The sequence below is a fragment of the Pacificibacter sp. genome, assembly GCF_039769035.1.
In the GTDB taxonomy this organism is placed as follows: domain Bacteria; phylum Pseudomonadota; class Alphaproteobacteria; order Rhodobacterales; family Rhodobacteraceae; genus Celeribacter.
In genome coordinates this window covers 60,592-83,531 of record NZ_JBDMZG010000060.1, presented here as the reverse complement: position 1 = coordinate 83,531, position 22,940 = coordinate 60,592, and the positions used below count along the sequence as shown (strand labels likewise).

The window sequence follows — 22,940 nt, the reverse complement described above, 5'->3', positions numbered from 1 at the left end:
AGCACACTCGTATCGTTCACATTGGGTCGCTTAGCGCGTACACATCAAGACGCGCGCCTTACACGCAATTCAGCCACAGCGCTTGACTCACAGCGCCGTCACGCGTAATGCAAGCGCAACTCTCCGGAAGCCTAATGCCTTCCGGTCCCATGGCTTTAGCCGGGATCGCCCTCCGTCAGCGCGTTGCGCCCACGGGGGCGCTCATCGTTTGGCTTATCGTCTTGGACAATCGCCGCCTCACCCCCATATGAGGCACATCAGTCTTAAGGTCTTAGGAGGACCGGCATGTTTGAAAATCTATCCGAACGCCTCTCCGGTGTCTTTGACAAGCTGACAAGCCAAGGTGCGCTGTCCGAAGACGATGTGAAAACAGCTCTGCGCGAAGTGCGTGTTGCCCTCTTGGAAGCGGACGTTTCCCTGCCAGTGGCTCGCGAATTCGTCAAAGCCGTGCAAAACCGCGCCACCGGCCAAGCAGTCACCAAATCTGTCACACCGGGCCAGCAAGTCATCAAGATCGTCCACGACGAATTGGTCAATGTGCTCAAAGGCAGTGACGAAGACTCCGAGCTTCTTAAAGTCGACAATCCCCCTGCCCCGATCTTGATGGTCGGTTTGCAAGGTGGCGGTAAAACCACGACGACGGCCAAGCTCGCGAAACGCCTGAAAGAAAAGCAAGGCAAGCGCGTCTTGATGGCGTCGCTTGACGTTTACCGCCCTGCGGCGATGCAACAGCTCGAAGTTCTCGGTCAACAGATTGGCGTCGACACGTTGCCAATCGTTGCGGGTCAAAAACCGGCTGACATTGCCAAGCGCGCCAAACAACAGGCGAGCATGGGTGGCTACGACGTCTACATGCTCGACACGGCTGGTCGTTTGTCTATCGATGACGAATTGATGGCCGAGGTCGAAGCTGTCCGTGATGTGACCAACCCACGCGAAACATTGCTCGTGGTTGATGGTCTGACCGGTCAAGATGCTGTGCACACGGCTGAAAACTTTAACGAACGCATCGGCATTTCTGGCGTTGTCCTCACCCGTATGGATGGTGACGGACGCGGTGGTGCAGCCTTGTCTATGCGCGCTGTCACCGGCAAGCCGATCAAGTTTGTTGGCCTTGGCGAGAAAATGGATGCGCTCGAAGAGTTCACGCCTGATCGTATCGCTGGCCGCATCCTTGGCATGGGCGACATCGTTGCTCTTGTTGAAAAAGCGCAAGAAACCATTGAGGCCGAGCAAGCTGAGCGCATGATGCGCCGCTTCACCAAAGGCCAGTTCAACATGAACGACATGAAATCCCAGCTTGAGCAGATGCTCAAAATGGGTGGCATGGAAGGTCTCATGGGAATGATGCCTGGCATGGGCAAAATGGCCAAGCAGGTCAAAGACAGCGGCTTTGAAGATAAAACCATCAAGCGCCAGATCGCCTTGATCCAATCCATGACCAAACGTGAACGCGCCAACCCTGCTTTGTTGCAAGCGTCACGCAAGAAACGCATTGCCAAAGGTGCTGGTCTTGAAGTGTCCGAATTGAACAAGCTTTTGAAAATGCACCGTCAAATGGCGGACATGATGAAAAAGATGGGCAAAATGGGCAAAGGCGGCATGCTGAAACAGGCCATGAAAGGCATGATCGGCAAAGGCGGCCCACAAGGCTTGGAAGATATGGATCCAGCGAAAATGGCAGAAGCCACCAAAGCCCTGCAAGGCGCTATGCCACGCGGCATGGGCCTGCCTGGTTTGGGCGGCGGCGCTTTGCCGCCTGGTCTGTCTGGGTTTGGGAAAAAGAAATAACCATGACCACGGCGCCCACCATAGAAACCCAACGACTGATCCTGCGCGGCCCTGATGCGCGGGACATGGACGGTATCGTGGACTATTTTATGTCCGAGCGGTCCCAGTTCACGGGCGGGCCTGTGGAGCGCGATACAGCGTGGCGGTTTGCCTGTCTGGAAATCGGTCACTGGGCGGCGCGTGGCTATGGCATGTGGGCCGTTTGCATGAAAGACGACGCAGACACCAGCCTTGGCCTTGTCGGCTGTTGGTACCCTGAAGGCTGGCCTGAAAAAGAAATCGGTTGGATGCTTTGGCCCCAAGCCGAAGGCAAAGGCATCGCCTTTGAAGCCGCAACAATGGCACGCGATTACGCCTATGCGGACCTTGGTTGGGACACTGCTGTCAGCTACATCGATAAAGCAAATCTTCGCTCGCAAACCCTCGCGGACCGCTTGGGCTGCATCAAAGACGACGCGGCGGCCATGCCGCGCGGCGAAGACTGCTTTGTCTATCGTCACCCAGACCCTGCTGTTTTGCAGGACGGCGGCATGGAGGCCTACGCATGAGTGATCCAATAGCCTTGGCCCAAGAGGTCCTTAAAGAACACCGCGAAAGCATCGACCGCCTTGATGCGATCCTTGTTTACACCCTTGGCGAGCGTTTCAAGCACACCCAAGCGGTTGGCAAACTCAAAGCCGAACACGACCTTCCGCCGTCGGACCCGACGCGTGAAGGCACACAGATTGCCCGTTTGGAGGATCTCGCAAAACGCGCCGACCTCGATCCGGAATTCGCAAAAGCTTTCCTGAAGTTCATCATTCAGGAAGTCATTCATCATCACGAGAAACATCAAGAATAACCGGCACTTTGATCCGGTATCGATCTAAACCCTAGGAGAATTCACTATGTCTATGAAAATTCGTCTTGCCCGCGGTGGCTCTAAGAAACGTCCTTTTTACCGTATCGTTGCAGCGGATTCACGCATGCCACGCGACGGCCGTTTCATCGAGAAACTCGGCACATACAACCCACTTTTGCCGAAAGATTCCGAAGAGCGCGTGATCATGGATCTCGACCGCGTGAAATACTGGTTGGGTGAAGGCGCGCAGCCAACTGACCGTATCGTTCGCATGTTGGAAGCTGCTGGCGTTGTTGAGAAAACAGAACGCAACAACCCAAACAAAGCCAAGCCAGGCAAAAAAGCACAAGAACGTGCTGAAGAAAAAGCTCAAAAAGCTGCTGACGCGGCTGAAGCTGCTGCGGCTGCCGCTGCGGCACCTGCTGAAGAGGCTGCTGCTGAGGAATAAGCCCTTTGGCACAATCAACATCGTTTGAGGTTCATGAACGCGAGACGTTCGAAAAGGTGATGCGATTGCGGCGCGATGTGCGCCGGTTTCGCACCACTGCAGTGGACCCAAACCTTGTTGAAACCTGCCTTGAGAGCTTTTCTTTGGCCCCTTCCGTTGGGCTGTCACAGCCTTGGCGGATTGTGGATATCAAAAGTGACAGCGCCCGCGCGGCGGTTCTTGAGAATTTCGAGACCGCCAATGCGCGGGCGCTTCGCGGTTATACAGGCGACGACGCCAAGATTTACGCGGGTCTAAAACTCGCGGGTCTGCGCGAGGCCCCTGTCCATCTGGCCGTCTTTTGTGATGACCAGACTTCAAAAGGCAAAGGATTGGGCGCGAAGACCATGCCTGAGATGCGCCGATATTCTGTTGTCTGCGCGATCATGCAATTTTGGTTTGCCTTGCGCACGCACGGACTGGGGCTTGGATGGGTATCCATTCTCGATCCCGAGCAACTCAAGACAGACCTCGACATTGCCGAAGACTGGCATCTGATCGGTTATCTGTGTATCGGTTGGCCAGAAGACGAAGGTCTTGACCCTGAGCTTGAAACACTCGGCTGGGAGCAACGACTGCCTTGCCCTCAGGTTGAGACACGGTAATCTACATAAAATCGATAAGAGAGTAGCCATGAGCGACACCAGAATCATCGTTGGGGCCATCGCAGGATCCTTTGGCGTTCACGGCGACGTTCGCCTGAAATCCTTTTGTGCTGACCCTGCGGATATTGCGGACTATACCCCGCTGTACACCGAAGACGGCAGCCGCAGTTTTGAAGTCACTTTAGTGGGGTCGATTAAAAACGGCTTTTCTGTGCGACTGAGCGGCGTGAACAGCAAAGAGGACGCAGATGCACTCAAGGGCGTGACCTTGTTTGCGGACCGCGATCAATTGCCATCGCTCCCAAGTGACGAATTTTACTACGCCGATCTTGTTGGGCTTGAAGTGTTTGACACAGGCGGCACGAAACTCGGCGTGGTGAACCTTGTGGTGGACCACGGCGCGGGTGATCTGTTGGAAATCCACGACCCTGCTTTGAAGGGCCCGGTCTTGCTGCCGTTCACCAAAGCGGCCGTGCCCACGGTCGACTTGGCCGCAAAGCGCATAATTGCAGATCCCCCCGAAGGCTTGTTCGAGTAACGCCGTATGAGCCGACGCATCCTCATTCACGCAGGATTTCACAAGACGGGGACGACCACCCTGCAAGTGACACTTGCGCAGAATGCGCGTCTTTTCATGCCCCATGTCGAAGTCTATTTGCAGCACGGTGTCTTGCTGTCGTCCCTGACCCAAGCCGTGCTGGAGTTTTCAGGCAATCGCGGCAAACGCACCCGTGATAATCTGCGCACACAGGCCGAAGTGTTCTTTTCAACAATTGATCTCAGTGACCCGCGGCCAGTGCTGATCAGCAGCGAAAGCCTGTCGGGACATTTTCCGGGGGCCTCCGGCGTTTCAAAATACGCCCCCGCCCCGCTTGCCATCGAAACAATTCGCGATGCTTGGGTACATGTCACGGGCTCGCCAGAGGGATTTGAAACCTACTATTCGACCCGCCGCACCGGTTGGTTGGCCTCGTGTCACTGGCAAAGGCTCAAAAATGCCCGCTCCAAAATCAGCATGGAAGACTACTGTGAAAAATTCGCAGCGGCGGCTGACCACGGAAAATTCATCGGCGACATTCAAGAGAAAATCGGATCGCATGCGGTACACACCGTAGCGATTGAAGATATAGATCACCCCGTCGATCCCGTTCTCGACATTTTGAACCTCACACATCTGCGCGAGGATGTGGTCATTCCAAAAAACGCCAATGTGTCCCCTGATCAAAATACAAAAGACGCGCTTTTGGCCCTCAATCGCGGCCCCCTGACGGGCTTAGAGTTTCAAAAAGCACGCAGCGCGATGTTACGCGGCTCTGCCTAAGGTGTTTCCCTTTGTGCGTTTGAGGGGCTATATGGCCCTATGAGCACCGATACACCGAACACCGCCCCGAAACTTGCCACAAAATCGCATGGCCGCATCGCCGTGCGCCCCAGCTTGCAACCACGCGATTTGATGGTGGACACACCAGACATTGCGGGCACGTGGAAGGCCAAGATCATCACCTTGCTGCCCACCGCCTTTCCGGGAATGTTGGGCGAAAGCCTGACGGGCAAAGCTCTGCAAGACGGGTTGTGGCAAATCGAGCCGATTGATCTTCGCATCTTTGGCGAAGGCAAACACCGCAACGTCGATGACACGCCAGCGGGCGGCGGTGCAGGCATGGTTTTGCGCCCCGACATCATGGGCAAGGCGGTTGATTTTGCGATGAACGGCCTGCCAAAAGACCGCAAAAAATGGCCACTGGTGTATCTGTCCCCACGCGGCAAGCGGTTTGACCAAGCCACGGCGAAACGCTGGTCTGACGCCGAAGGGATCACCATGATTTGTGGTCGATTTGAAGGCTTGGACGAACGTGTCATAGAACATTTTGATATCGAAGAGGTCTCCTTGGGTGACTTCGTTTTGACGGGCGGTGAAATCCCCGCCCAAGCCATGATCGACGCCACAGTGCGCTTGTTGCCTGGCGTGCTGGGCAATGCTGAAAGCATCGAAGATGAGAGCCATTCCAACGGCTTGCTCGAGCACCCGCAATATACGCGTCCGGCTGAATGGCGGGGGCGTAAGATCCCTGATGTATTGATGTCAGGCCATCACGGCAAGATCGCGCAGTGGCGCCAAGAGCAGTCTGAGACCCTCACAAAAGACCGCCGTCCTGACATGTGGGACGATCACACGTCCAACGACTGATCACGCCAAAACATTCAAAACAAAAGTATTTATCTGCGCCGGTGGCCAACACAGGCGCGATCGGATAGGGTGTCAGCTTATAGCCAACACTCATGACCCGTGCGCAATGCACATCGCCCTTTGACCAAAGGGCGCTTGGGTTGCATGTGCTGTCCCAAGACAGCTCTTTGATGTTGGCTCATAACGCAATCGAAACATCGACGATACATTCAGAGGGGAAAGCCCTCAGAAATGGACTTCATATGAGCGAGCTGACCTTTGGTGTCATTGGGACATCCAAAAAGGAAGATGAATTGCGTGTACCGATTCACCCTGACCACCTAAAACGATTGTCTAAATCGACGCGTGAAAACCTGATTTTTGAAGAAGGCTACGGGGCACCCTTTGGCTGGACAGATGCGGAAATCACCGCGCAAACTGGGGGTGTGGCCCCGCGCGCTGAGCTGCTGTCCGAGTTGGGCAATGTCATCATCGCCAAGCCGACAGTCGAGGACTTAGGCGATATGCGCGAAGGCGGTATTCTGTGGGGCTATCCACATTGCGCGCAACAGCGTGAAATTACGCAAATCGCCATCGATCGCAAACTTAGCCTTGTGGCTTTTGAAGACATGTTTGTCTGGAGCCCGTCAGGACAAGTTGGCCGCCACACGTTTTACAAGAACAACGAAATGGCAGGGTACTGCGCGATTTTGCATGCGCTGCGCCTTAAAGGCATCGACGGCCACTACGGCAATCAACGCAAGACGATAATCTTTAGCTTTGGCGCGGTGAGCCGCGGGGCCATCTATGCCCTGAAAGCGCATGGTTTCCGAGACATCACCATCTGCATTCAACGCCCAGATCACGAAGTGCGCGAAGAAGTTTTGGATTGTGACTATGTGCGCATTCGCGAAGGTAAAGGCGACGAAGCCCGTATGATTGTCGTTGAACATGACGGGACAGAGCGCCCTTTGACCGATTTGATCGCCGAGTCCGACATCATTGTGAACGGCACCTATCAAGACACCGCGCACCCGTTGGATTTTGTGACCGAAGATGAAAAATCTTGTCTCAAACCTGGCAGCTTGATTGTAGACGTCAGCTGCGATGAAGGCATGGGCTTCTATTTCGCCAAGCCAACAACATTCAGGGCACCGATGTTTCGGGTCGAAAATACCGACTACTACGCGGTCGATCACACGCCAAACTACCTATGGGAAAGCGCCTCACGCTCGATCTCTGCGGCGCTTGTGGTTTACTTGCCTGTGATGATTGCAGGCCCTTCCGCGTGGCAGGGCAATGAAACTATTCGCCGTGCCATCAATCTCGACAAGGGTCATGTGGTCAAACCTCATGTCTTGGCCTTTCAAAACCGCGCAGCCGACTTCCCCCATAAAGTGCTGACGTAAGAAAACGTCAGGCTGTGCACGGGAAAAGCTGCACAGCCTGACACACTATCAATCGTCCTTTGGGGCAAGGAACTCTTGCTTTTTGGCGAAACCAAGCAAGGCCGGCAGGCTCACAGCGTGTATCATCAAGACCCCGAGTTTGGTCAGAATGGAAAAGCTCAGCCCAAAGGCACCTGTGCTGCGCCCCAAAAGCTGGGCAATTCAGCGAAGGCAGGGAGCAGCTAATCCCCGCTTGCGCCGTACCCCATTCAGCCCTATACACCGCGTGTTCGGGATTGGAATCAGTCACCGGACCGTTTGTGTATTGGCATTTGTGCTTTCTTCGGCCCAAGACCTTGCTCAAAAGCAAACGCAACAAACTAAAAACGACCTGAACACTCTGGCGGGCACACAGTTGCACCGAAAGAAGACACAGAGCTCTGAGGACGTACACACCTTCACGGAAAATACCGTGAGCATATATTGGAGATTAGCGATGGATCTTATCGCACAGCTGGAAGCCGAGCAGATTGCTGCACTCGGCGCGTCTATTCCAGATTTCAAATCAGGCGACACAATTCGTGTTGGCTACAAAGTGACAGAGGGCTCCCGCTCTCGTGTACAGAACTACGAGGGTGTATGTATCGCTCGTAAGAACGGCAAAGGCATTGCTGGTTCGTTCACTGTTCGCAAAATTTCATTCGGTGAAGGCGTAGAACGTGTGTTCCCGCTGCACTCCACAAACATCGATAGCATCGAAGTTATCCGTCGTGGCCGTGTACGTCGTGCGAAACTCTACTACTTGCGTGATCGTCGTGGTAAATCCGCACGTATCTCAGAAGTCACCAACTACAAAGCGCCTAAGGCGTAAGGGGTCCTGTCATGAAAAAAGATACACACCCAGAATACCACATGATCAACGTCAAAATGACCGACGGTACAGTGGTACAAATGAAATCCACTTGGGGTTCCGAGGGCGACCAACTTGCACTCGACATCGATCCATCTGCGCACCCTGCATGGAACGGTGGCAGCTCCCGCCTTCTCGACCAAGGCGGCCGCGTTTCCAAGTTCAAAAACAAATACGCAGGTCTTGGCTTCTAAGCCAAACACCTTTGACTGTATTACGAAAAACGCTGCTCTTCAGAGTGGCGTTTTTTTGTGCCTGCACCGCGCGTGTTCTCGCCCTTGCCCGTACCCGCAGCTGCCAGCGACGCGCACCATCAAAGTGCACGTCCTTTCACATCAGACCTGCAATTGCCCTTGCACCGATATGATCAAAACCGCCATATAGTCCCAACGAGAAAAGAGCGCGCGCATCCTGTATGCGTGCCGTAGCGAAGGTGAACAAAACGTGGCGCACATTATCATCGTAGGCAACGAAAAAGGCGGCGCAGGCAAGTCGACTGTCTCCATGCATATCGCGACAGCTTTGTCTCGCATGGGGCATCGCGTCGGCGCGCTTGATCTTGATTTGCGCCAAAAAACCATGGGGCGCTATTTGGAAAACCGTGTGGCATTTTGCCAACGCGAAGGTCTTGATCTTCCGACACCGGAATACCGCGAGCTCCCTGAAGTGGCCGCCGAAGACCTTGCGGAGGGCGAGAACATGTACGATCGCCGCTTGTCTATGGCCGTCGCGGGTTTGGAACAAACGAGCGACTTTATTTTGATCGATTGCCCCGGTTCACACACGCGGCTAAGCCAAGTCGCGCACTCCATGGCCGATACTCTGGTCACACCCATGAATGACAGCTTCATCGACTTTGACTTGCTGGCGCGGGTTGATCCTGACACGAATAAGATTCTAGGGCCTTCGGTCTATTCCGAAATGGTTTGGAACGCGCGGCAGCTGCGCGCCACCGCGGGGTTGAAACCGATTGACTGGGTGGTGCTGCGTAACCGTCTTGGCGCGCAAAACATGCACAACAAGAAGAAAATCGGCGACGCGATGCTCGACCTATCCAAGCGCATCGGCTTTCGCGTGTCCCCCGGCTTTTCTGAGCGCGTGATTTTCCGCGAGCTGTTTCCACGTGGGCTCACCCTGCTTGATCTCAAAGATGCTGGCGTGAAAAACGCGCTGAACATCTCCAACATCGCCGCGCGGCAAGAAGTGCGCGACCTTCTGAAAACGCTAGAGCTTCCAGGGGTCGACGTCGACTTTTGATCTGCGCCCCATCACGGTTTCTCGTCACGGCTTGATGTCGAGCTCGACCACCGTAATTGTGGCTGGGCGCAACCAACTTGCCGCGCGCGCAACCACGTCATCCAAATGAGGCGAAACCTTGGGCACCTCCAGTGTGCCGGCGCCGAAGAAATTGCCAATCTGATCAAGCGCGACGATATGCGACAAAACCTGTAAATCCGGAAATATAGAAGCCGTCGAGGCCCCATCAGCTTGCGTGCCAAACAACCAAAAGGTGACGGCGGTGCAAACAACCGCCTGAAAAACGTTTTTGAACATACTTTACCCTCACTGACCCCACGATCAGTGTTCCAGCAAAAGGTTGAGAATCTCTTACGTCGCCCAGTCGCCGGACCCTGCGGGTCACGCGCGCCTATCGGCCCACAGACGGTTGGCCACATCGCCAGAATCAGGCACGCCTAAGGTGTCCAACGCCAAAGCAGCCGTGCTTGTAATGATGCCTTGAGCGAAGGGATCGACGAGCTTTCCAGACCAAATATCCGCCAGTCTTTGCGGGTCACGTTCGCCATCGTTCAGCTTGCGCGTGTCTTGCAAATCTGGGGCAAAATTTTGGTCCCACGCCACGCCATTGCGCAGGCCGAAAGCCATGGTGTCTTTGGACGGGTTGCGTTCAAATTCACCACCGCCCCCTTTGATAACCGTCATCGATTGCAGTGCCAAAAGCTTTGACGCATCGGCTTGCAGCTCACGATATGAAGGATGGAACACACCTTGCACGCTGGCCTTGGCAGCGCCGGGGTTGAGCATGCGGCTCACGGTGTTCAAGCAAGAGCGCAGATTGAAATCACGCCGCAACAGCAACAAGCGGTGCAGATCAGGCATGAAATCTTCCAACGGCATATAGGCAATGTTTGCCGCAGACAGCGCGTCTTTCGCGTCGTCCACCGTATGACACACCGCAATTCCAGCATGTGGCAAGGCATCGCGAATGGCCTGTGCGGCTTCGCCTTCGCCGTTAAACCCATGCATCAACACGCTGTGCCCCGCTTGGGCAACAAGTTTGGCCGACAGCAAGAAATACGGCAATCCACGGGTGCGACCCGCTGCGTAGCTTGGCCAATCCAAATCCGGTGTCGGCATATTTGGCACGTGATCGCGCAAGGCCTGTGTCAGCCCTGCAATCTCGCCAGCCATCTCGCCCTTCATCCGCAACAGCATCAGCATGGCACCCACAGATTCAGGTGCGGCCTCACCCTTTAGGATGATTTGCATGGCCTCATAGCTTTCGGTTTGGGTCAGCGAGCGCGAACGTCCAGGGCCGCGCCCCAAGATCCGTACATAGGGGGCTAAGGTCATTCTGCGGCCTCTTTCGTCTCGTTCTGCGCCTCCCGCACCTTTGCCAGAAGATCTGCAATCTCAGGCCTGCAAGAGCCACAATTCGTGCCAGCTTGCAAGGCTTTGCCAACCCCGTCAACGCTCACAAGGCCTTGCGTTTCGATCGCATCGACAATTGTGTTCACGCCCACGTTGAAACACGAACAGACGGTTGGACCTGGATCAGGCTGATCGGCAGGCGACACGCCTGCAATCGCGTATGGCGCATCCGTATCGGTCAATGTCGCCAAATAGTCGCGCATGACAGCAACAGGTTTCTTGGACACAAACAGCGCGGCCTTAAGCACAGACCCCTCATAGAAGGCCAAACGTGCGGTACCAGAGGCCGGATCATTCATCACCTGTGCGGACGCGTCTGGTAAATCAAACATCCGTCGCGCTTCAGCTTCCCAATCTTGGGGTGTGGTGGCCCCTGCAAGTTCCAAACGATAGCCGCTGCGTGTTTTGGCCCGCGCCCAGTAGTCGCAATTTGGCGCGACAGTTCCGGAAGAAACCGCAAACCCGTACCATTCGGCCGCAAACCGTGTGACCTTGACCACCGCCGCCTTGCTTTCAGGTTGACCAGACACCGGATCGACCACAGGCGGCACCAAGGCATCCACCCGCGCGCTTGGCGCTGTTTCGCCCGTCCAGTGCATCGGGGCAAACACATCCCCGCGTGACACCGCATCTGTGATCAAAGCGCGGAAAATACCTGTTCCGGCCGGACTTTGCACGCGCACCAAATCTGAGTGGTTGATGCCCGCCTCTGCCGCGTCTTCAGGATGGATTTCCAAAAACGGTTCGGCCAAATGTGCCGACAAGCGTGGCGACAAGGCCGTGCGGGTCATCGTGTGCCATTGATCGCGAATACGCCCTGTGTTCAGGCGCAAAGGATAGCGCTTGCCCGTTTTGGCCGCAGGCGCACGGTAGGTGAGCGGCAGCATATTGGCTTTGCCTGAGGGGGTGAAAAACTTGCCATCTGCAAAGAAACGTCCGCCTTGGCGTGCCTCTGTTATGGGCCACCGCGTGGGGGCGAAACTGTTGTAATCCGCGTCCGACAGATCGCTTAAGGCAGAAATATCAAAGTCTTTGCCGAACTGCGTACCAAGGCGCGACATGTCGGCGTATTCGCGGAAAATATCAGCGGGCGTTTTGAAGTCGAAGGCCTCAGGCCAGTTCAAAAGGCGCCCCATGCGGCGACCGGCGTCAGCCAAAATATCCCAATCTGCGCGCGCATGCGTGGGTGCAGACATGGCGGGACGTTGGCGCGATATCGTCCGGTCCGAATTGGTGACCGTCCCGTCTTTTTCGCCCCAAGCCGCCGCTGGCAGCAAGACATCCGCCAAACGCGCTGTGTCCGTGGCCGCCGTGATGTCAGAGACCACAACGAAATCGCACGCCTTCATCGCGGCGACGACTTTGTCTGCATCTGGCATCGAGACAGCAGGGTTGGTGTGAATGACCCAGAGGGCCTTGATGCGCCCATCGCCGACAGCTTCGAACATGTCGACGGCTTTCAGACCTAACTTGGGCGACAGACGGTCCGTGTTCCAAAACGCGGACACGGCAGCATGGTGATCGGGGTTGTCGATGTCCAAATGGCAGGCCAGCATATTGGCCAAACCACCCACTTCGCGCCCGCCCATGGCATTGGGTTGGCCTGTGACCGAAAACGGCCCACAGCCTTTGGTGCCAATGCGCCCCGTGGCGAGGTGGCAGTTCAAAATCGCGTTGACCTTGTCTGCGCCTGATGAAGATTGATTGACCCCTTGCGAAAACACCGTGACGGTTTTGGGGGTGTTGATCCACATGTCGTAGAACTGATCAAGCGCGCCTTGGGACAGTCCTGTCACGCTGGGATCATCTGCGCGGGCTGCTTTAAGAGCCGCCTCGATGCCGTTCACATGCTCAATATAGTCCGTATTGATGGCATCGCGCGCTGCGATCTGCGTCAGCAAGCCATTGAACAAGGCGACATCCGTGCCAACCTTCAACGGCAAATGCAGATCCGCCCCATCGCAACTGGCAGTGCGGCGCGGGTCAACCACGATAATTTTCAACGCTGGGTTCTTTTCGCGCGCAGCCAGAATGCGCTGATAGAGCACTGGGTGGCACCACGCCAAGTTCGACCCAACCAACACGATCTGATCGGCGGTTTCCAAATCTTCGTAGGTGCCAGGAACCGTGTCAGTGCCAAAGGCGCGCTTATGCCCTGCTACGGTCGAGGCCATACACAGACGCGAATTGGTGTCGATATTGGCAGAGCCGATAAAGCCCTTCATCAGCTTGTTGGCGACATAATAGTCTTCGGTCAGCAACTGACCCGAGACATAAAAGGCGGCACTGTCTGGGCCGTGATCCGCAACGGTTGCTGCGAATTTTTCAGCCACCAGATCCAGCGCTGTATCCCAATCGGTGTCCTTGCCCGCAACTTGCGGCGCCAAAAGACGACCGTCACGGCCGACAGTTTCGCCCAGCGCAGACCCTTTGGAACATAAGCGGCCAAGGTTTGCGGGGTGTTCGGGGTCACCGCGCACAGCCAAACCGCCTTGTCCGTCAGGTTTCAGCAAGACACCACAACCAACCCCGCAATAAGGACAGGTGGAACGGGTTTCATCTGATTGGCAGGGCAGGCTCATGCAGCACCTTTTAACTTGGTCATTTGTGATAAGGGTTCAGCGACTTTTTCAGGGGCAGGTCCACCGCCAATGGCGCTGTGTGGCAGGCTGGTCAAATCGGCATCGAAGCCAGCGCCAAAGATCAATTGGTCCCGCATCGATGAAATATCAGTCCCTTGGTTCATGTGGTGATAGAACCACGCCCCATCGGCCGTGTCACCATACATCACTGCGCCAATAATCTTGTGATCTTGGATCACCAATCGCTTGTAAATGCCACGTTGAGGGTCGTGGAAAACGATCAACTCGCGGTCATCTGCATCGGCAAAGTCACCGGCAGAGAAGAGATCACACCCCGTGACTTTCAACTTTGTTGACAGCTGTTTGGGCACAAATTGCGCAGGCGTTTGCGTCAGCGTCTTGGCCAAAACCGCAGCCTGATCATACAGAGGCGCGACCAAACCAAACACTTCACCGTCATGCTCTGTGCACTCGCCCAGCGCATATACATCTGACGCGCTTGTCTGCATGTGGGCGTCGACAATCACGCCGCGGTTCACCTGCAGCCCGCCCTCTTTGGCCAGCGCAGTGGTTGGCCGAATGCCAACAGCCATAACCAAAAGATCGCAAGGCAACTCAGTGCCATCTTCCATCTGCAACGCGCGCACATGGCCCGTGTCATCGCTGAGAATTTGACTGGAGTTGGCGTTGCATAAAACTGCGATGCCGCGTGCCTCTAGGTCTGACTTCAACAAATCGCCGGCGGTCAAATCAAGTTGGCGGTTCATTACATGCGTGGCGTTGTGCACCACTGTCACCTGAATGCCGCGTGCGGCCATACCTGCCGCCGCCTCAAGCCCCAAGACACCGCCACCAATCACAACAGCCTTGGCATTTGGCGTTTGCGCAAGCGAGATCATGCGCTCGGTATCTTCAAGGTCGCGGTATGCCATGACGCCCGACGCATCATGGCCCGGCAGTGGAATGATAAAAGGGGCAGAGCCCGTCGCAATCACCAGCTTATCATAGGCGACCGTACCCTTTTCGCCCGTGACGATCTTGGTCACAGGATCGATGGCCAAAACCTTTTCACCGAAACGACAGGTCACGCCATGGGTCGCATACCAAGCGTCATCATGCGTGACGATGTCGGCATAGGTTTTCTCGCCCGACAACACAGGCGACAACATCAAACGATTGTATGTGCCGCGTGGCTCTGCGTTGAACAAGGTTACGTCATAGGCCTCGGGCGCATCTGCCATCAGATGGTCAAGCAAACGCCCCGGTGCCATGCCAGCCCCGATGATGATAAGTTTTTGCGGCATATTGCGCGTGTACTTTCCGTTACTCAGCAGCTGAGGCATCGGCATAAGCCGCGCCGATCATCGCCCCTGACAAAGTGCCATAAGCCTCAGCCCATGCGGCTTTGACCTCAGGCGTGAAATCATCGCCCAAGCCTTTTTCCAGAGTGCGCAACAAGGACGCGCCGACCTTTTCATAGTCTTCGGCTTTCACGCCGTAATCCACATGGCGTACAGCCAATTGCGCGGCCACAGGCACGATTTGATCCAAGAACCGCAGCCCTGAGACAACCGTTCCCAGTGTTTTCATCAGCTTGTCACCCTGCTCGGCCATATTTGTATTGGCGAAATAGGGTTTTACCTCGGGCGCTGTCTCGAACAGATCCGCATAGAAAATCTCTGCGGCAGCGTCTTTGATCGGCACCACTTTGGCAAAACTGTCTTGAACAAGGGCGATGGTTGTCTCTTCCATGGGGTTACTCCGCTGCGACTGATTTGGCTGGTGGCGTTTCGGCCTTTGGCTCGGCCTTTGGCTTGGGCTTGGCGCCGTGTTCATACTCTTCCAAGAAGTCCAAAACCTCTTGACGATATTTGTAGTAGTCAGGGTGCTCCAAAAGCGCCTTACGACTGCGCGGACGCGGCAGATCGACGTTGGTGATTTTGCCGATTGTGGCCTGTGGTCCGTTGGTCATCATCACCACGCGGTCCGACAGCAAAATCGCCTCGTCCACATCGTGCGTGACACAGATCGCTGTCACTTTCGTGCGCTCCCACACTTCCATCAACACCTCTTGCAATTCCCAACGTGTGAGACTGTCGAGCATGCCGAAAGGTTCGTCGAGCAAGAGCAACTTCGGCGACAAAGCAAAGGCCCGCGCGATACCGACACGTTGCTTCATACCGTTGGACATAGAACTGGCCTGCTTGTCCATCGCATCAGCCAAACCGACACGTTCGAGGTAGTATTCGATCACATCTTGGCGCTCAGCTTGGCTGGCGTTCGGGTAGACCTTATGCACCCCGATGGCGACGTTTTCTTTTGCGGTGAGCCATGGGAACAGGTTCGGAGATTGGAACACCACAGCGCGCTCAGGATCAGCGCCGCGTACCTCGTAGCCGTCGAGTTTGATCACGCCTTTGGAAATATCATTGAGGCCCGCGGCCATGGTCAAGACGGTGGATTTACCACAGCCAGAGTGACCGATGACAGAAATGAATTCACCACGATTTACTTTAAGATCAAAGTCTTCGACAACCGTCAGTGGCCCTTTTGGGGTCGGATAGATTTTGTGAATCTGTGAGAAATCAAGAAAGCGATCATTGATCAGACCCTCTTGCGCTTTGGCCACAGCCGCAGGCACCGAATGGATCGCTGTCACATTTGGCAAGGTGCGGGTTTCTTCGTGTTTCGCAGAAATCCCCACATCCATCAGGTATTTGGTCACGGCCACACGCAGACCTTTGAACGTGTCGTTTGTGTTCATCGCACCACGGTCGCGGGGACGTGGAATATTCACGACAAAAGGCTCGCCCAAAGTGCCATCAGGATTGAGCGGCACAATACGGTCGGCCAAAAGAATGGCCTCGTCCACATCATTGGTGATCAAGATACAGGTCTTTTTGTCCTGCTCCCAAATGTCCAAAATCTCGTCGGCCAGATTGGCGCGCGTCAACGCATCCAGCGCAGACAGTGGCTCATCCAGCAACAGCATTTCTGGGTCCATCGCCAAAGCGCGAGCCACAGACACGCGCTGGCGCATCCCACCTGACAATTCTGCCGGTCGACGTGACGAAGCGTGGGACAAGCCCACCATAGAGATGTAGTGATCCGCCTTGTCGCTTTTTTCGGATTTGGACAGTTTCGGAAACACTGCTTGCACCGCAAGCATGATGTTCCCTTTGACCGTCAACCACGGCATCAAGGAATAGGATTGAAACACCAAACCGCGTTCAGGACCGGGGCCTGCGATGGGCTTGCCCTTAAAGGTCACGTTGCCTGTGTCTGGCGTCTCAAGCCCCGCGATCATGTTCATGATCGTGGACTTGCCAGAGCCGGAGAACCCGAGGATGGCGAGGAATTCACCCTCTTTCACATCCAAGGAGACGTCCTTGAGAACCTCTTGGCGCGTCAGCCCGTTGCCGAAGCCTTTGCACACATTTTCAAACGTTAGAATGCTCATGAGATCACCGGTTGTTCGAGAAGGTTGTCAGGGATTGCAGCGCAAACATCACACGGTCCAACAAGAACCCGATGATGCCGATGGTCAGCACCGCCACGATGATTTTCGCCAAAGATTGCGAAGAGCCGTTTTGGAATTCATCCCAAACAAATTTGCCCAAACCAGGGTTCTGCGCCAGCATTTCAGCGGCGATCAAAACCATCCAACCCACACCCAAAGACAGACGCAAACCTGTAAAGATCAAAGGCAAAGCAGATGGCAAAACCAGCTTGGTGATTTTGTTGTAAGTGTTCATTTTCAACACTTTGGACACAGACACGAGGTCTTTATCAATCGTCGACACGCCCATGGCGGTGTTGATCAATGTAGGCCAAAGCGAACACAACGTCACTGTGATGGCCGAGACCAAGAAGGACTTAGAAAACGTCCCGTCATTGGTGGTGTAGAGCGCCGAGACAACCATGGTCACAATCGGCAACCATGCCAGCGGCGACACTGGCTTAAACAGTTGCACAAGCGGGTTGATGGCAGAGTTCGCATAGGGCGACAGGCCCGCGAAAATACCCAGTGGAATGGCAATCGCAGAGCCGATCAAGAAGCCAAAGAACACCGTTGTGATCGAGGTCCAGATTTGCTGGTAATAGGATGGCGAGCCTGTGTAAGGGATCACTTTCACCTTTTCAGGTTGCCCATTGGCGATGAAACGGTCGTTGCGTTTGGCGACGCGTTCTTCGTGCTTTTCTTTCTTTTCGGCCTTGGCGCCTGCATCCGCATGCAAGTTCTTTGCTTCGACCCACACCTCTTGTGGACCAGGAATAGCGCCCAATGAGGTCACAACCTTAGGCGCAAAAATGCCCCAAAGCATCAAAAAGCCAACGATGGCCAAAACAGGCACACCCAAAAGCCGCCAAATTTCTTTGCCTTGCGCTTTCGGGTTATCCCCCGCGATCGCTTTCAAAATCGGCGTCATCCAGCTCAGGCCGATCACCTGAAACCATTTGTCCGCTTTATTGATGCGGGTGAACAGTTTTGCGCGTTTGGCCTCTTTGGATTTCGCAATCTCGGCTGCGTCCAAAGCTTGTGGGTCGATGGCGGTCATGGGGGTAGTCCTTAAAAACGTAAAAAGGTGGAGCGCCATGAGACGCTCCACTTAAGTGTTAGCCTTTGATGTCAGATCCTGAGACGATTTGATCGCCTTTCAGACCAATCGGGAGGCTCTCGAGGTAAGCGTTCGGTGCTGAGCCATCAAACGGGATGCCGTCGATGATGTCTTCTGCAGGTGTTGGCGCTTTGTAGCCGTCAGAGTCCCAAGGGAAATCTGCTGCATCTGCCAGGCCTTCGTCGACCAAAAGCTTCGCCGCTTCCAAGTAGATCTCTGGTTTGTAGACAGATTTTGCCACTTCATCGAACCATTCGTCAGATTTAGGCTCAGCAATCTGACCCCAACGGCGCATCTGTGTCAGGTACCAAACAGCGTCAGAGTAGAACGGGTATGTCGCGTTGTAGCGGAAGAACACGTTGAAATCTGGCACCGAACGCGAGTCACCTTTTTCGTACTCAAATGTCCCTGTCATAGAGTTGGCGATCACTTCGTAATCGGCACCCACATAGTCAGGACGTGACAGAATTTCCACCGCTTCAGGACGGTTGGCGTTGTCGTTTTCGTCGAGCCACATAGCCGCGCGGATCAGCGCTTTCACCACAGCTTTCGTGGTGTTCGGGTACATCTCGGCGAATTCGTTGGTGATGCCGAAGACTTTCTCTGGGTTGTTCTTCCAAAGTTCGTAATCGGTGATCACAGGAACGCCGATGCCTTTGAACACAGCCTGTTGGTTCCAAGGTTCACCAACACAGTAGCCGTCAATCGTACCCGCTTCCAAAGTCGCAGGCATCTGGGGCGGAGGTGTCACAGACAAAAAGACTTCAGCGCCGATTTGACCTGATACGTTTTCAGGTGAGTAGTAACCAGGGTTGATGCCACCCGCGGCCAACCAGTAACGCAGCTCGTAGTTGTGCGTGGACACTGGGAACACCATGCCCATGTTGAACGGCTTACCTTTTGCAGCGTAGTCATCAAGAACAGGCTGCAACGCAGACGCTGAAATCGGGTGCATGATTTTGCCGTCTTCATCTGTTGGCAAAGTTGGCTTGATTGTTTCCCAAACCTCGTTGGACAAAGTGATCGCGTTGCCGTTCAAGTCCATTGAGAAAGGCGTGATGATGTGGGCTTCGGTGCCGTAACCGATTGTGGCCGCCAATGGCTGACCCGCCAACATGTGCGCGCCGTCCAATGTGCCGTCGATCACGCCGTCCAAAAGAACTTTCCAGTTCGCTTGCGCTTCCAAAGTCACAAACAAGCCTTCATCATCAAAGAAGCCTTGTTCATAAGCCACCGCAAGCGGTGCCATATCTGTCAGCTTGATAAAGCCAAATGTCAGCTCGTCTTTTTCAAGATCGAGCATCTGTGCAAATGCTGGACCGGCAAGCGCGGTGCTGGCGATAAGTCCGAGGAGAAGTTTTTTCATCAAAGTATCCCTGTGTTCTTGATCTGTGGTCTGCGCCCAACGGCCAAAGGCCCCGGACTGAAAAATAAAAAAAGCCGCCGATACGGACCACCCGGGAGGAGGAGGGCGAACGTATCGAGCGGCTTTGCTCTAAGCTTCCATCACTGGAAACGAATTCTGTATCGCGGCGCCATTGCCATGCGATAACTTGAGTTGACAGGTGTTTCGCGGTTGCAGCAACGGCATTACAGTGTTTTTCGAAAACGCCGAAAAACTCTCGGCATTTTTGCCTAATATTTGTGCGTTAGCTCAAAGAAGGCTCAAAAACGCGCCCGTCGAAGAATCTGTTGGGCTGCAAAATGAGCTTTCCTGATTCTGATCCAACGGCCATTTCCGCTTCCACCGCACCTTCAACTTTGAACGACGCCGTCGGCAATTCCGACGTCACGCCAGCAAGTGCAGTCCGGTAAAGGTCACTTCGAAACACAGATCCCGCAGCCGCCAAAGCCGCAGGGCGATCAAGCCCCAAACGCGCTGCAAGTTGCCCGCCGATCCATTCCGCTTGGGACCGCCACGGAAAGCTAGCAGCGCCTTGGCTGAATTCCATGAACTGATCGACAGGGCGTTCTGGTGTCGCTTTGGAAATCACCAATCGCCCATCAAACGATCTGTCCAAAATTTCCGGCGACATGTTCAAATACTCGGGGCGCGCCAAAAGCTCTGAGCGCAAAATGCGTGATTCAGGATCGGACAGCCAGCGCCCAGAGCGCCAAACCGCGCGGATCAATCGTCCCATCAAGGCCGCCTCTTGTTCAGCCCACTCAGACCGAACGGCAAGCACTTTTTCAGGGGCACAGGACCAAATCGCGGACCCGGGCAAAAGCAGTTCACCGACGCCATTTTCGACGGCAATCGACCCCCAAGGTTCACCCACGCAAAAGGCGTCAATTTCTCCGGCCTTGATCGCTTCTGCCATCAAAGACGGGGGCACTGTTTTGATGTCGACGCTTTGTGGCGCAGGCAGGCCTAAAGCAGACAACCAATAGTATAACAGCTCTGCATGCATCGAAAACGGGAATGGCACCCCGATGCGCAACCGCGCGCCTGAGGCGGCGATGAGCGCCTTGCCCGCAGCATAGGCATCGTGAAAATCAAAGGTGTGACCCTTGTCGCGCATTTGCTGCGCCAAAGCGTTAGAAACGCCTACAACCGTACCATTTATGGACAAAACCGATACGGCAGACAGTTTGGCCCGCGCGCCCCCAAGGCCCAAAGCCGAAGCAACAGGGACAGGCGACAACATATGTGCGGCATCAACTTGGCCAAAACTCAGCATATCGCGCAAGGACGACCAAGAGGGCGCACGGCGCAAATCCAGTGCCAGACCTTCTTCGGCGGCAAAGCCCATTTCTTGGGCCACGATCAGCGGTGCGGCATCGGCAAGCGGCATGAAGCCGACGGAAATAACGGTGCCCTTCATGCCAAAAGCCCCGCCGCTGTGACCAATGCATTGGCCACATCCGCAACCCGTTTGCCTTGATCCATCGCGGTCTTGCGCAACAGCGCATAGGCCTCATCCTCGCCAATCCCGCGGGCGCGCATCAGCATGCCTTTGGCGCGATCAATAACTTTGCGTTCTTCCAACGCGCGTTTGGTTTCGGCCAATTCTGTGCGCATGCGCTGGAACATCCGAAAGCGCGCAATGGCAGCATCGATGACCGGTTTAACCCGTTGGCTGTGCATGCCATCAACGACATAGGCCGACACGCCCGCCTCAATCGCAGCCGCAGACAGACCCTCATCCGAGCGATCCACGAACATCGCAACAGGACGCTCCAGCGGACCAGAGGCCAGCGCCAATTCTTCAAGCATATCGCGTGATGGGTTTTCCACATCGATCAAAACGATGTCAGGATTGTGCGCTTTGATGTGACGCGCCAAACCCGTTGGCTCTGCGATAATATGTACGTCAAAATCGCCTGCTTCACACAGGCTGTCGACGATAAGCTCGGCGCGCGCGGGGTCGGTTTCAACGACGATGACAGAAAGAGTATTGGCCATGCTGTGACATGGGCCACAGTCGCGTGACCTTGTAAAGAAGGCGCGCCGCTTGGCTGCGCAGAAATCAGGCCATTCGCCTAATTTTTAATCACTTCGGATTTTGATGCCTAAAGTCACCCATGAATTGAATCGCCACTGTTCTTGCCTTTTTGGTCAAAACTTCACAGATTACAGCTTCCTTATGTCGGATCGTTTGATGCAGTCTCACCGCATGTGTTGTTCATGACCTCCTGCCCCGCAATGATTTTGGCGGGTGGTCGCGGCATGCGGCTTGGCCAACGCGATAAGGCCTTGTGTGTTTTGGGCGGCGCGTCGCTTTTGCAGCATTGTTGCACCCGTCTCAGCACGCAGTGCGATCCGCTTGCGCTGAATGCCAATGACGATCTTGAGCGGTTTTCTGATTTTGACATCCCCGTGTTTGCGGATTCCGCTGGCGATCACTTTGGTCCGTTGGCAGGAGTTTTGGCCGCGATGGACTGGGCCGCAGAATTGGGTCACGGCGATGTCGTCACGGTGGCCGTCGACACCCCCTTTTTCCCACATGATTTGCTCGCAAAACTGCAAGCCCAGCGCGCGCCGAACACGATTGCCCTTGCTGCCACACGCGACACAGAGGGTCGTCTTTGGCGGCATCCAACCTTTGGACTTTGGCCCACGCATCTACGCGACGACCTGCGCGCGGCGCTATCCGCCGGCACGCGCAAAGTGACAGAGTGGGCAGATAGCCAAGGCGCCACATATGTGACGTTCAAGACGACACCGAACGACCCGTTCTTTAACATCAACACGCCGGAAGATTTGAAACAGGCCGAAAAGCTTATCCGCGTTTGATATAGTAGATTTGCGCAGTCTTGGTTGGACTGTAAGCGGCAAGGACGTCATCCGCCGCCTCTTGAGCCAAAAGCCTGTGACCCGCTTCAGCGCAAAAATGCGGAACATCGATCACGGCCGCAGGATCAGAGGCGACAAGCCGCAACACCTGCCCCGATTGCATCGCCAGCAAAGCCTTACGCGCCTTAAGCACCGGCAGCGGGCACAAAAGGCCAATGGCGTCGATATCTTGGTCCCATTTCATATGCGCTGACATATGTGGCTACGCTCAATTTGTCTATGCTCTCTCAGCGCTGCCCCTTGTAGCTTGCCGCCTGCCCCCTTATCCTTAGCGAAACGATAGGATATAGTATGAAAACCGCACAAGCGACATTGAAGACAGCAAACGGCTCAAAATACCTGCAACAGCTTTGCAAACACTTTGGCCACAAAATCGACGTTGAATTCACCGAAACGGTGGGCAAGATCACCTTTCCCTTTGGTCCTGTGGATCTGAAAGCCGTTGAAGGCTCTCTTTGGATTCAGGTAACGGCCTCTGACGACGAAGGCATCGTACGCGCCAAAGATGTGGTGGATCGCCACCTCGTGCGCTTTGCCTTTCGCGAAGAGTTCGAAAACATGCCTTGGGAAGCTTGAGCGCCCT

At 55.0% G+C, this 22,940-nt stretch carries 24 protein-coding genes and 1 pseudogene; 14 read left to right on the top strand and 11 right to left on the bottom strand.

The window, feature by feature from the left end; translation table 11 throughout:
* Positions 1–285: 285 nt before the first annotated feature.
* From ffh to ABF287_RS05940, 12 genes are all read left to right on the top strand, one after another.
* The gene (gene ffh, locus ABF287_RS05995) at positions 286–1,791 is read left to right on the top strand and encodes a signal recognition particle protein (protein ID WP_347184106.1); all 1,506 of its coding nucleotides are present in this window, start codon (positions 286–288) and stop codon (positions 1,789–1,791) included.
* A gap of 2 nt (positions 1,792–1,793) precedes the next feature.
* Positions 1,794–2,339, top strand: coding sequence for a GNAT family N-acetyltransferase (locus ABF287_RS05990; RefSeq protein WP_347184105.1), 546 nt, complete (start codon positions 1,794–1,796; stop codon positions 2,337–2,339).
* Positions 2,336–2,632 carry a chorismate mutase gene (locus ABF287_RS05985; protein ID WP_347184104.1) on the top strand — a complete coding sequence of 99 codons (297 nt, stop codon included), beginning with the start codon at positions 2,336–2,338 and terminating at the stop codon, positions 2,630–2,632. The genes ABF287_RS05990 and ABF287_RS05985 overlap by 4 nt, the downstream gene beginning before the upstream one ends.
* Before the next feature lie 46 nt (positions 2,633–2,678).
* Positions 2,679–3,080, top strand: coding sequence for a 30S ribosomal protein S16 (gene rpsP, locus ABF287_RS05980; RefSeq protein ID WP_347184103.1), 402 nt, complete (start codon positions 2,679–2,681; stop codon positions 3,078–3,080).
* Between the two features lie 5 nt (positions 3,081–3,085).
* Positions 3,086–3,724 carry a 5,6-dimethylbenzimidazole synthase gene (bluB, locus tag ABF287_RS05975; protein ID WP_347184102.1) on the top strand — a complete coding sequence of 213 codons (639 nt, stop codon included), beginning with the start codon at positions 3,086–3,088 and terminating at the stop codon, positions 3,722–3,724.
* A gap of 28 nt (positions 3,725–3,752) precedes the next feature.
* Positions 3,753–4,262, top strand: a complete 510-nt coding sequence (gene rimM, locus ABF287_RS05970) for a ribosome maturation factor RimM (protein ID WP_347184101.1) — start codon at positions 3,753–3,755, stop codon at positions 4,260–4,262.
* A gap of 6 nt (positions 4,263–4,268) precedes the next feature.
* On the top strand, positions 4,269–5,045 hold the full coding sequence (locus tag ABF287_RS05965) for a hypothetical protein (protein WP_347184100.1): 777 nt from the start codon (positions 4,269–4,271) through the stop codon (positions 5,043–5,045).
* A 39-nt stretch (positions 5,046–5,084) separates the two neighbouring features.
* Positions 5,085–5,912 (top strand): tRNA (guanosine(37)-N1)-methyltransferase TrmD, encoded by an 828-nt coding sequence (gene trmD / locus ABF287_RS05960; RefSeq protein WP_347184099.1) that lies wholly within the window; start codon positions 5,085–5,087, stop codon positions 5,910–5,912.
* Between the two features lie 242 nt (positions 5,913–6,154).
* Complete coding sequence (locus tag ABF287_RS05955) at positions 6,155–7,300, top strand: N(5)-(carboxyethyl)ornithine synthase (RefSeq protein ID WP_347184098.1); 1,146 nt, start codon at positions 6,155–6,157, stop codon at positions 7,298–7,300.
* Between the two features lie 475 nt (positions 7,301–7,775).
* Positions 7,776–8,150 (top strand): 50S ribosomal protein L19, encoded by a 375-nt coding sequence (gene rplS, locus ABF287_RS05950; protein ID WP_347184097.1) that lies wholly within the window; start codon positions 7,776–7,778, stop codon positions 8,148–8,150.
* 11 nt (positions 8,151–8,161) lie between these two features.
* Complete coding sequence (rpmE, locus tag ABF287_RS05945; protein ID WP_347184096.1) at positions 8,162–8,383, top strand: 50S ribosomal protein L31; 222 nt, start codon at positions 8,162–8,164, stop codon at positions 8,381–8,383.
* A 250-nt stretch (positions 8,384–8,633) separates the two neighbouring features.
* Complete coding sequence (locus ABF287_RS05940) at positions 8,634–9,446, top strand: division plane positioning ATPase MipZ (RefSeq protein ID WP_347184095.1); 813 nt, start codon at positions 8,634–8,636, stop codon at positions 9,444–9,446.
* 24 nt (positions 9,447–9,470) lie between these two features.
* On the opposite strand, the gene ABF287_RS05935 is transcribed toward ABF287_RS05940, so the two are convergent.
* The 10 genes and pseudogenes from ABF287_RS05935 to ABF287_RS05890 form a co-directional block, all read right to left on the bottom strand.
* Positions 9,471–9,743: a hypothetical protein gene (locus ABF287_RS05935; RefSeq protein WP_347184094.1), complete on the bottom strand. Its 273-nt coding sequence runs from the start codon at positions 9,741–9,743 to the stop codon at positions 9,471–9,473.
* An 84-nt stretch (positions 9,744–9,827) separates the two neighbouring features.
* A complete protein-coding gene (locus ABF287_RS05930) occupies positions 9,828–10,781 on the bottom strand; it encodes a glycosyl transferase family protein (RefSeq protein ID WP_347184093.1) in 954 nt (317 codons plus the stop codon).
* Positions 10,778–13,441 carry a molybdopterin-dependent oxidoreductase gene (locus ABF287_RS05925; RefSeq protein WP_347184092.1) on the bottom strand — a complete coding sequence of 888 codons (2,664 nt, stop codon included), beginning with the start codon at positions 13,439–13,441 and terminating at the stop codon, positions 10,778–10,780. Before ABF287_RS05925 ends, ABF287_RS05930 begins: the two co-directional genes overlap by 4 nt.
* Before the next feature lie 113 nt (positions 13,442–13,554).
* Positions 13,555–14,745, bottom strand: a pseudogene (locus ABF287_RS05920) (FAD-dependent oxidoreductase); the annotation flags it as partial.
* Between the two features lie 19 nt (positions 14,746–14,764).
* Complete coding sequence (locus ABF287_RS05915) at positions 14,765–15,193, bottom strand: globin family protein (protein ID WP_347184091.1); 429 nt, start codon at positions 15,191–15,193, stop codon at positions 14,765–14,767.
* Between the two features lie 4 nt (positions 15,194–15,197).
* A complete protein-coding gene (locus ABF287_RS05910) occupies positions 15,198–16,901 on the bottom strand; it encodes a nitrate ABC transporter ATP-binding protein (RefSeq protein ID WP_347184090.1) in 1,704 nt (567 codons plus the stop codon).
* Positions 16,902–16,905: 4 nt separating this feature from the next.
* Positions 16,906–18,000 carry an ABC transporter permease gene (locus tag ABF287_RS05905; protein WP_347184089.1) on the bottom strand — a complete coding sequence of 365 codons (1,095 nt, stop codon included), beginning with the start codon at positions 17,998–18,000 and terminating at the stop codon, positions 16,906–16,908.
* Positions 18,001–18,058: 58 nt separating this feature from the next.
* On the bottom strand, positions 18,059–19,426 hold the full coding sequence (locus ABF287_RS05900; RefSeq protein WP_347184088.1) for a CmpA/NrtA family ABC transporter substrate-binding protein: 1,368 nt from the start codon (positions 19,424–19,426) through the stop codon (positions 18,059–18,061).
* Between the two features lie 283 nt (positions 19,427–19,709).
* Positions 19,710–20,885 carry an ABC transporter substrate-binding protein gene (locus ABF287_RS05895; protein WP_347184087.1) on the bottom strand — a complete coding sequence of 392 codons (1,176 nt, stop codon included), beginning with the start codon at positions 20,883–20,885 and terminating at the stop codon, positions 19,710–19,712.
* Positions 20,882–21,466, bottom strand: a complete 585-nt coding sequence (locus tag ABF287_RS05890; RefSeq protein ID WP_347184086.1) for an ANTAR domain-containing protein — start codon at positions 21,464–21,466, stop codon at positions 20,882–20,884. Before ABF287_RS05890 ends, ABF287_RS05895 begins: the two co-directional genes overlap by 4 nt.
* A gap of 222 nt (positions 21,467–21,688) precedes the next feature.
* Here ABF287_RS05890 and mobA point away from each other — a divergent pair, with 222 nt between their 5' ends.
* Positions 21,689–22,297, top strand: coding sequence for a molybdenum cofactor guanylyltransferase MobA (gene mobA, locus ABF287_RS05885; RefSeq protein WP_347184085.1), 609 nt, complete (start codon positions 21,689–21,691; stop codon positions 22,295–22,297).
* On the opposite strand, the gene ABF287_RS05880 is transcribed toward mobA, so the two are convergent.
* Entirely contained in the window at positions 22,284–22,541 is a 258-nt protein-coding gene (locus ABF287_RS05880) for a sulfurtransferase TusA family protein (protein ID WP_347184084.1), read from the bottom strand. The two genes, mobA and ABF287_RS05880, sit on opposite strands and share 14 nt — an antisense overlap.
* Before the next feature lie 107 nt (positions 22,542–22,648).
* Between ABF287_RS05880 and ABF287_RS05875 the strand changes: the two genes are divergently transcribed.
* On the top strand, positions 22,649–22,933 hold the full coding sequence (locus ABF287_RS05875) for a DUF2218 domain-containing protein (RefSeq protein WP_347184083.1): 285 nt from the start codon (positions 22,649–22,651) through the stop codon (positions 22,931–22,933).
* The last annotated feature ends 7 nt before the right edge of the window (positions 22,934–22,940 follow it).

What these genes read in the sequence shown, in the direction of transcription:
- ABF287_RS05985 (WP_347184104.1), top strand. Translation starts at nt 2,336, where the DNA reads ATGAGTGATCCAATAGCCTTGGCCCAAGAGGTCCTTAAAGAACACCGC.
- ABF287_RS05890 (WP_347184086.1), bottom strand. Translation starts at nt 21,466, where the DNA reads ATGGCCAATACTCTTTCTGTCATCGTCGTTGAAACCGACCCCGCGCGC.
- ABF287_RS05900 (WP_347184088.1), bottom strand. Translation starts at nt 19,426, where the DNA reads ATGAAAAAACTTCTCCTCGGACTTATCGCCAGCACCGCGCTTGCCGGT.
- ABF287_RS05895 (WP_347184087.1), bottom strand. Translation starts at nt 20,885, where the DNA reads ATGAAGGGCACCGTTATTTCCGTCGGCTTCATGCCGCTTGCCGATGCC.
- ABF287_RS05905 (WP_347184089.1), bottom strand. Translation starts at nt 18,000, where the DNA reads ATGACCGCCATCGACCCACAAGCTTTGGACGCAGCCGAGATTGCGAAA.
- ABF287_RS05930 (WP_347184093.1), bottom strand. Translation starts at nt 10,781, where the DNA reads ATGACCTTAGCCCCCTATGTACGGATCTTGGGGCGCGGCCCTGGACGT.
- ABF287_RS05935 (WP_347184094.1), bottom strand. Translation starts at nt 9,743, where the DNA reads ATGTTCAAAAACGTTTTTCAGGCGGTTGTTTGCACCGCCGTCACCTTT.
- ABF287_RS05990 (WP_347184105.1), top strand. Translation starts at nt 1,794, where the DNA reads ATGACCACGGCGCCCACCATAGAAACCCAACGACTGATCCTGCGCGGC.
- ABF287_RS05955 (WP_347184098.1), top strand. Translation starts at nt 6,155, where the DNA reads ATGAGCGAGCTGACCTTTGGTGTCATTGGGACATCCAAAAAGGAAGAT.
- ffh (WP_347184106.1), top strand. Translation starts at nt 286, where the DNA reads ATGTTTGAAAATCTATCCGAACGCCTCTCCGGTGTCTTTGACAAGCTG.
- ABF287_RS05965 (WP_347184100.1), top strand. Translation starts at nt 4,269, where the DNA reads ATGAGCCGACGCATCCTCATTCACGCAGGATTTCACAAGACGGGGACG.
- trmD (WP_347184099.1), top strand. Translation starts at nt 5,085, where the DNA reads ATGAGCACCGATACACCGAACACCGCCCCGAAACTTGCCACAAAATCG.
- ABF287_RS05925 (WP_347184092.1), bottom strand. Translation starts at nt 13,441, where the DNA reads ATGAGCCTGCCCTGCCAATCAGATGAAACCCGTTCCACCTGTCCTTAT.
- ABF287_RS05880 (WP_347184084.1), bottom strand. Translation starts at nt 22,541, where the DNA reads ATGAAATGGGACCAAGATATCGACGCCATTGGCCTTTTGTGCCCGCTG.
- mobA (WP_347184085.1), top strand. Translation starts at nt 21,689, where the DNA reads ATGACCTCCTGCCCCGCAATGATTTTGGCGGGTGGTCGCGGCATGCGG.
- rpsP (WP_347184103.1), top strand. Translation starts at nt 2,679, where the DNA reads ATGTCTATGAAAATTCGTCTTGCCCGCGGTGGCTCTAAGAAACGTCCT.
- ABF287_RS05910 (WP_347184090.1), bottom strand. Translation starts at nt 16,901, where the DNA reads ATGAGCATTCTAACGTTTGAAAATGTGTGCAAAGGCTTCGGCAACGGG.
- ABF287_RS05875 (WP_347184083.1), top strand. Translation starts at nt 22,649, where the DNA reads ATGAAAACCGCACAAGCGACATTGAAGACAGCAAACGGCTCAAAATAC.
- ABF287_RS05915 (WP_347184091.1), bottom strand. Translation starts at nt 15,193, where the DNA reads ATGGAAGAGACAACCATCGCCCTTGTTCAAGACAGTTTTGCCAAAGTG.
- rimM (WP_347184101.1), top strand. Translation starts at nt 3,753, where the DNA reads ATGAGCGACACCAGAATCATCGTTGGGGCCATCGCAGGATCCTTTGGC.
- rpmE (WP_347184096.1), top strand. Translation starts at nt 8,162, where the DNA reads ATGAAAAAAGATACACACCCAGAATACCACATGATCAACGTCAAAATG.
- rplS (WP_347184097.1), top strand. Translation starts at nt 7,776, where the DNA reads ATGGATCTTATCGCACAGCTGGAAGCCGAGCAGATTGCTGCACTCGGC.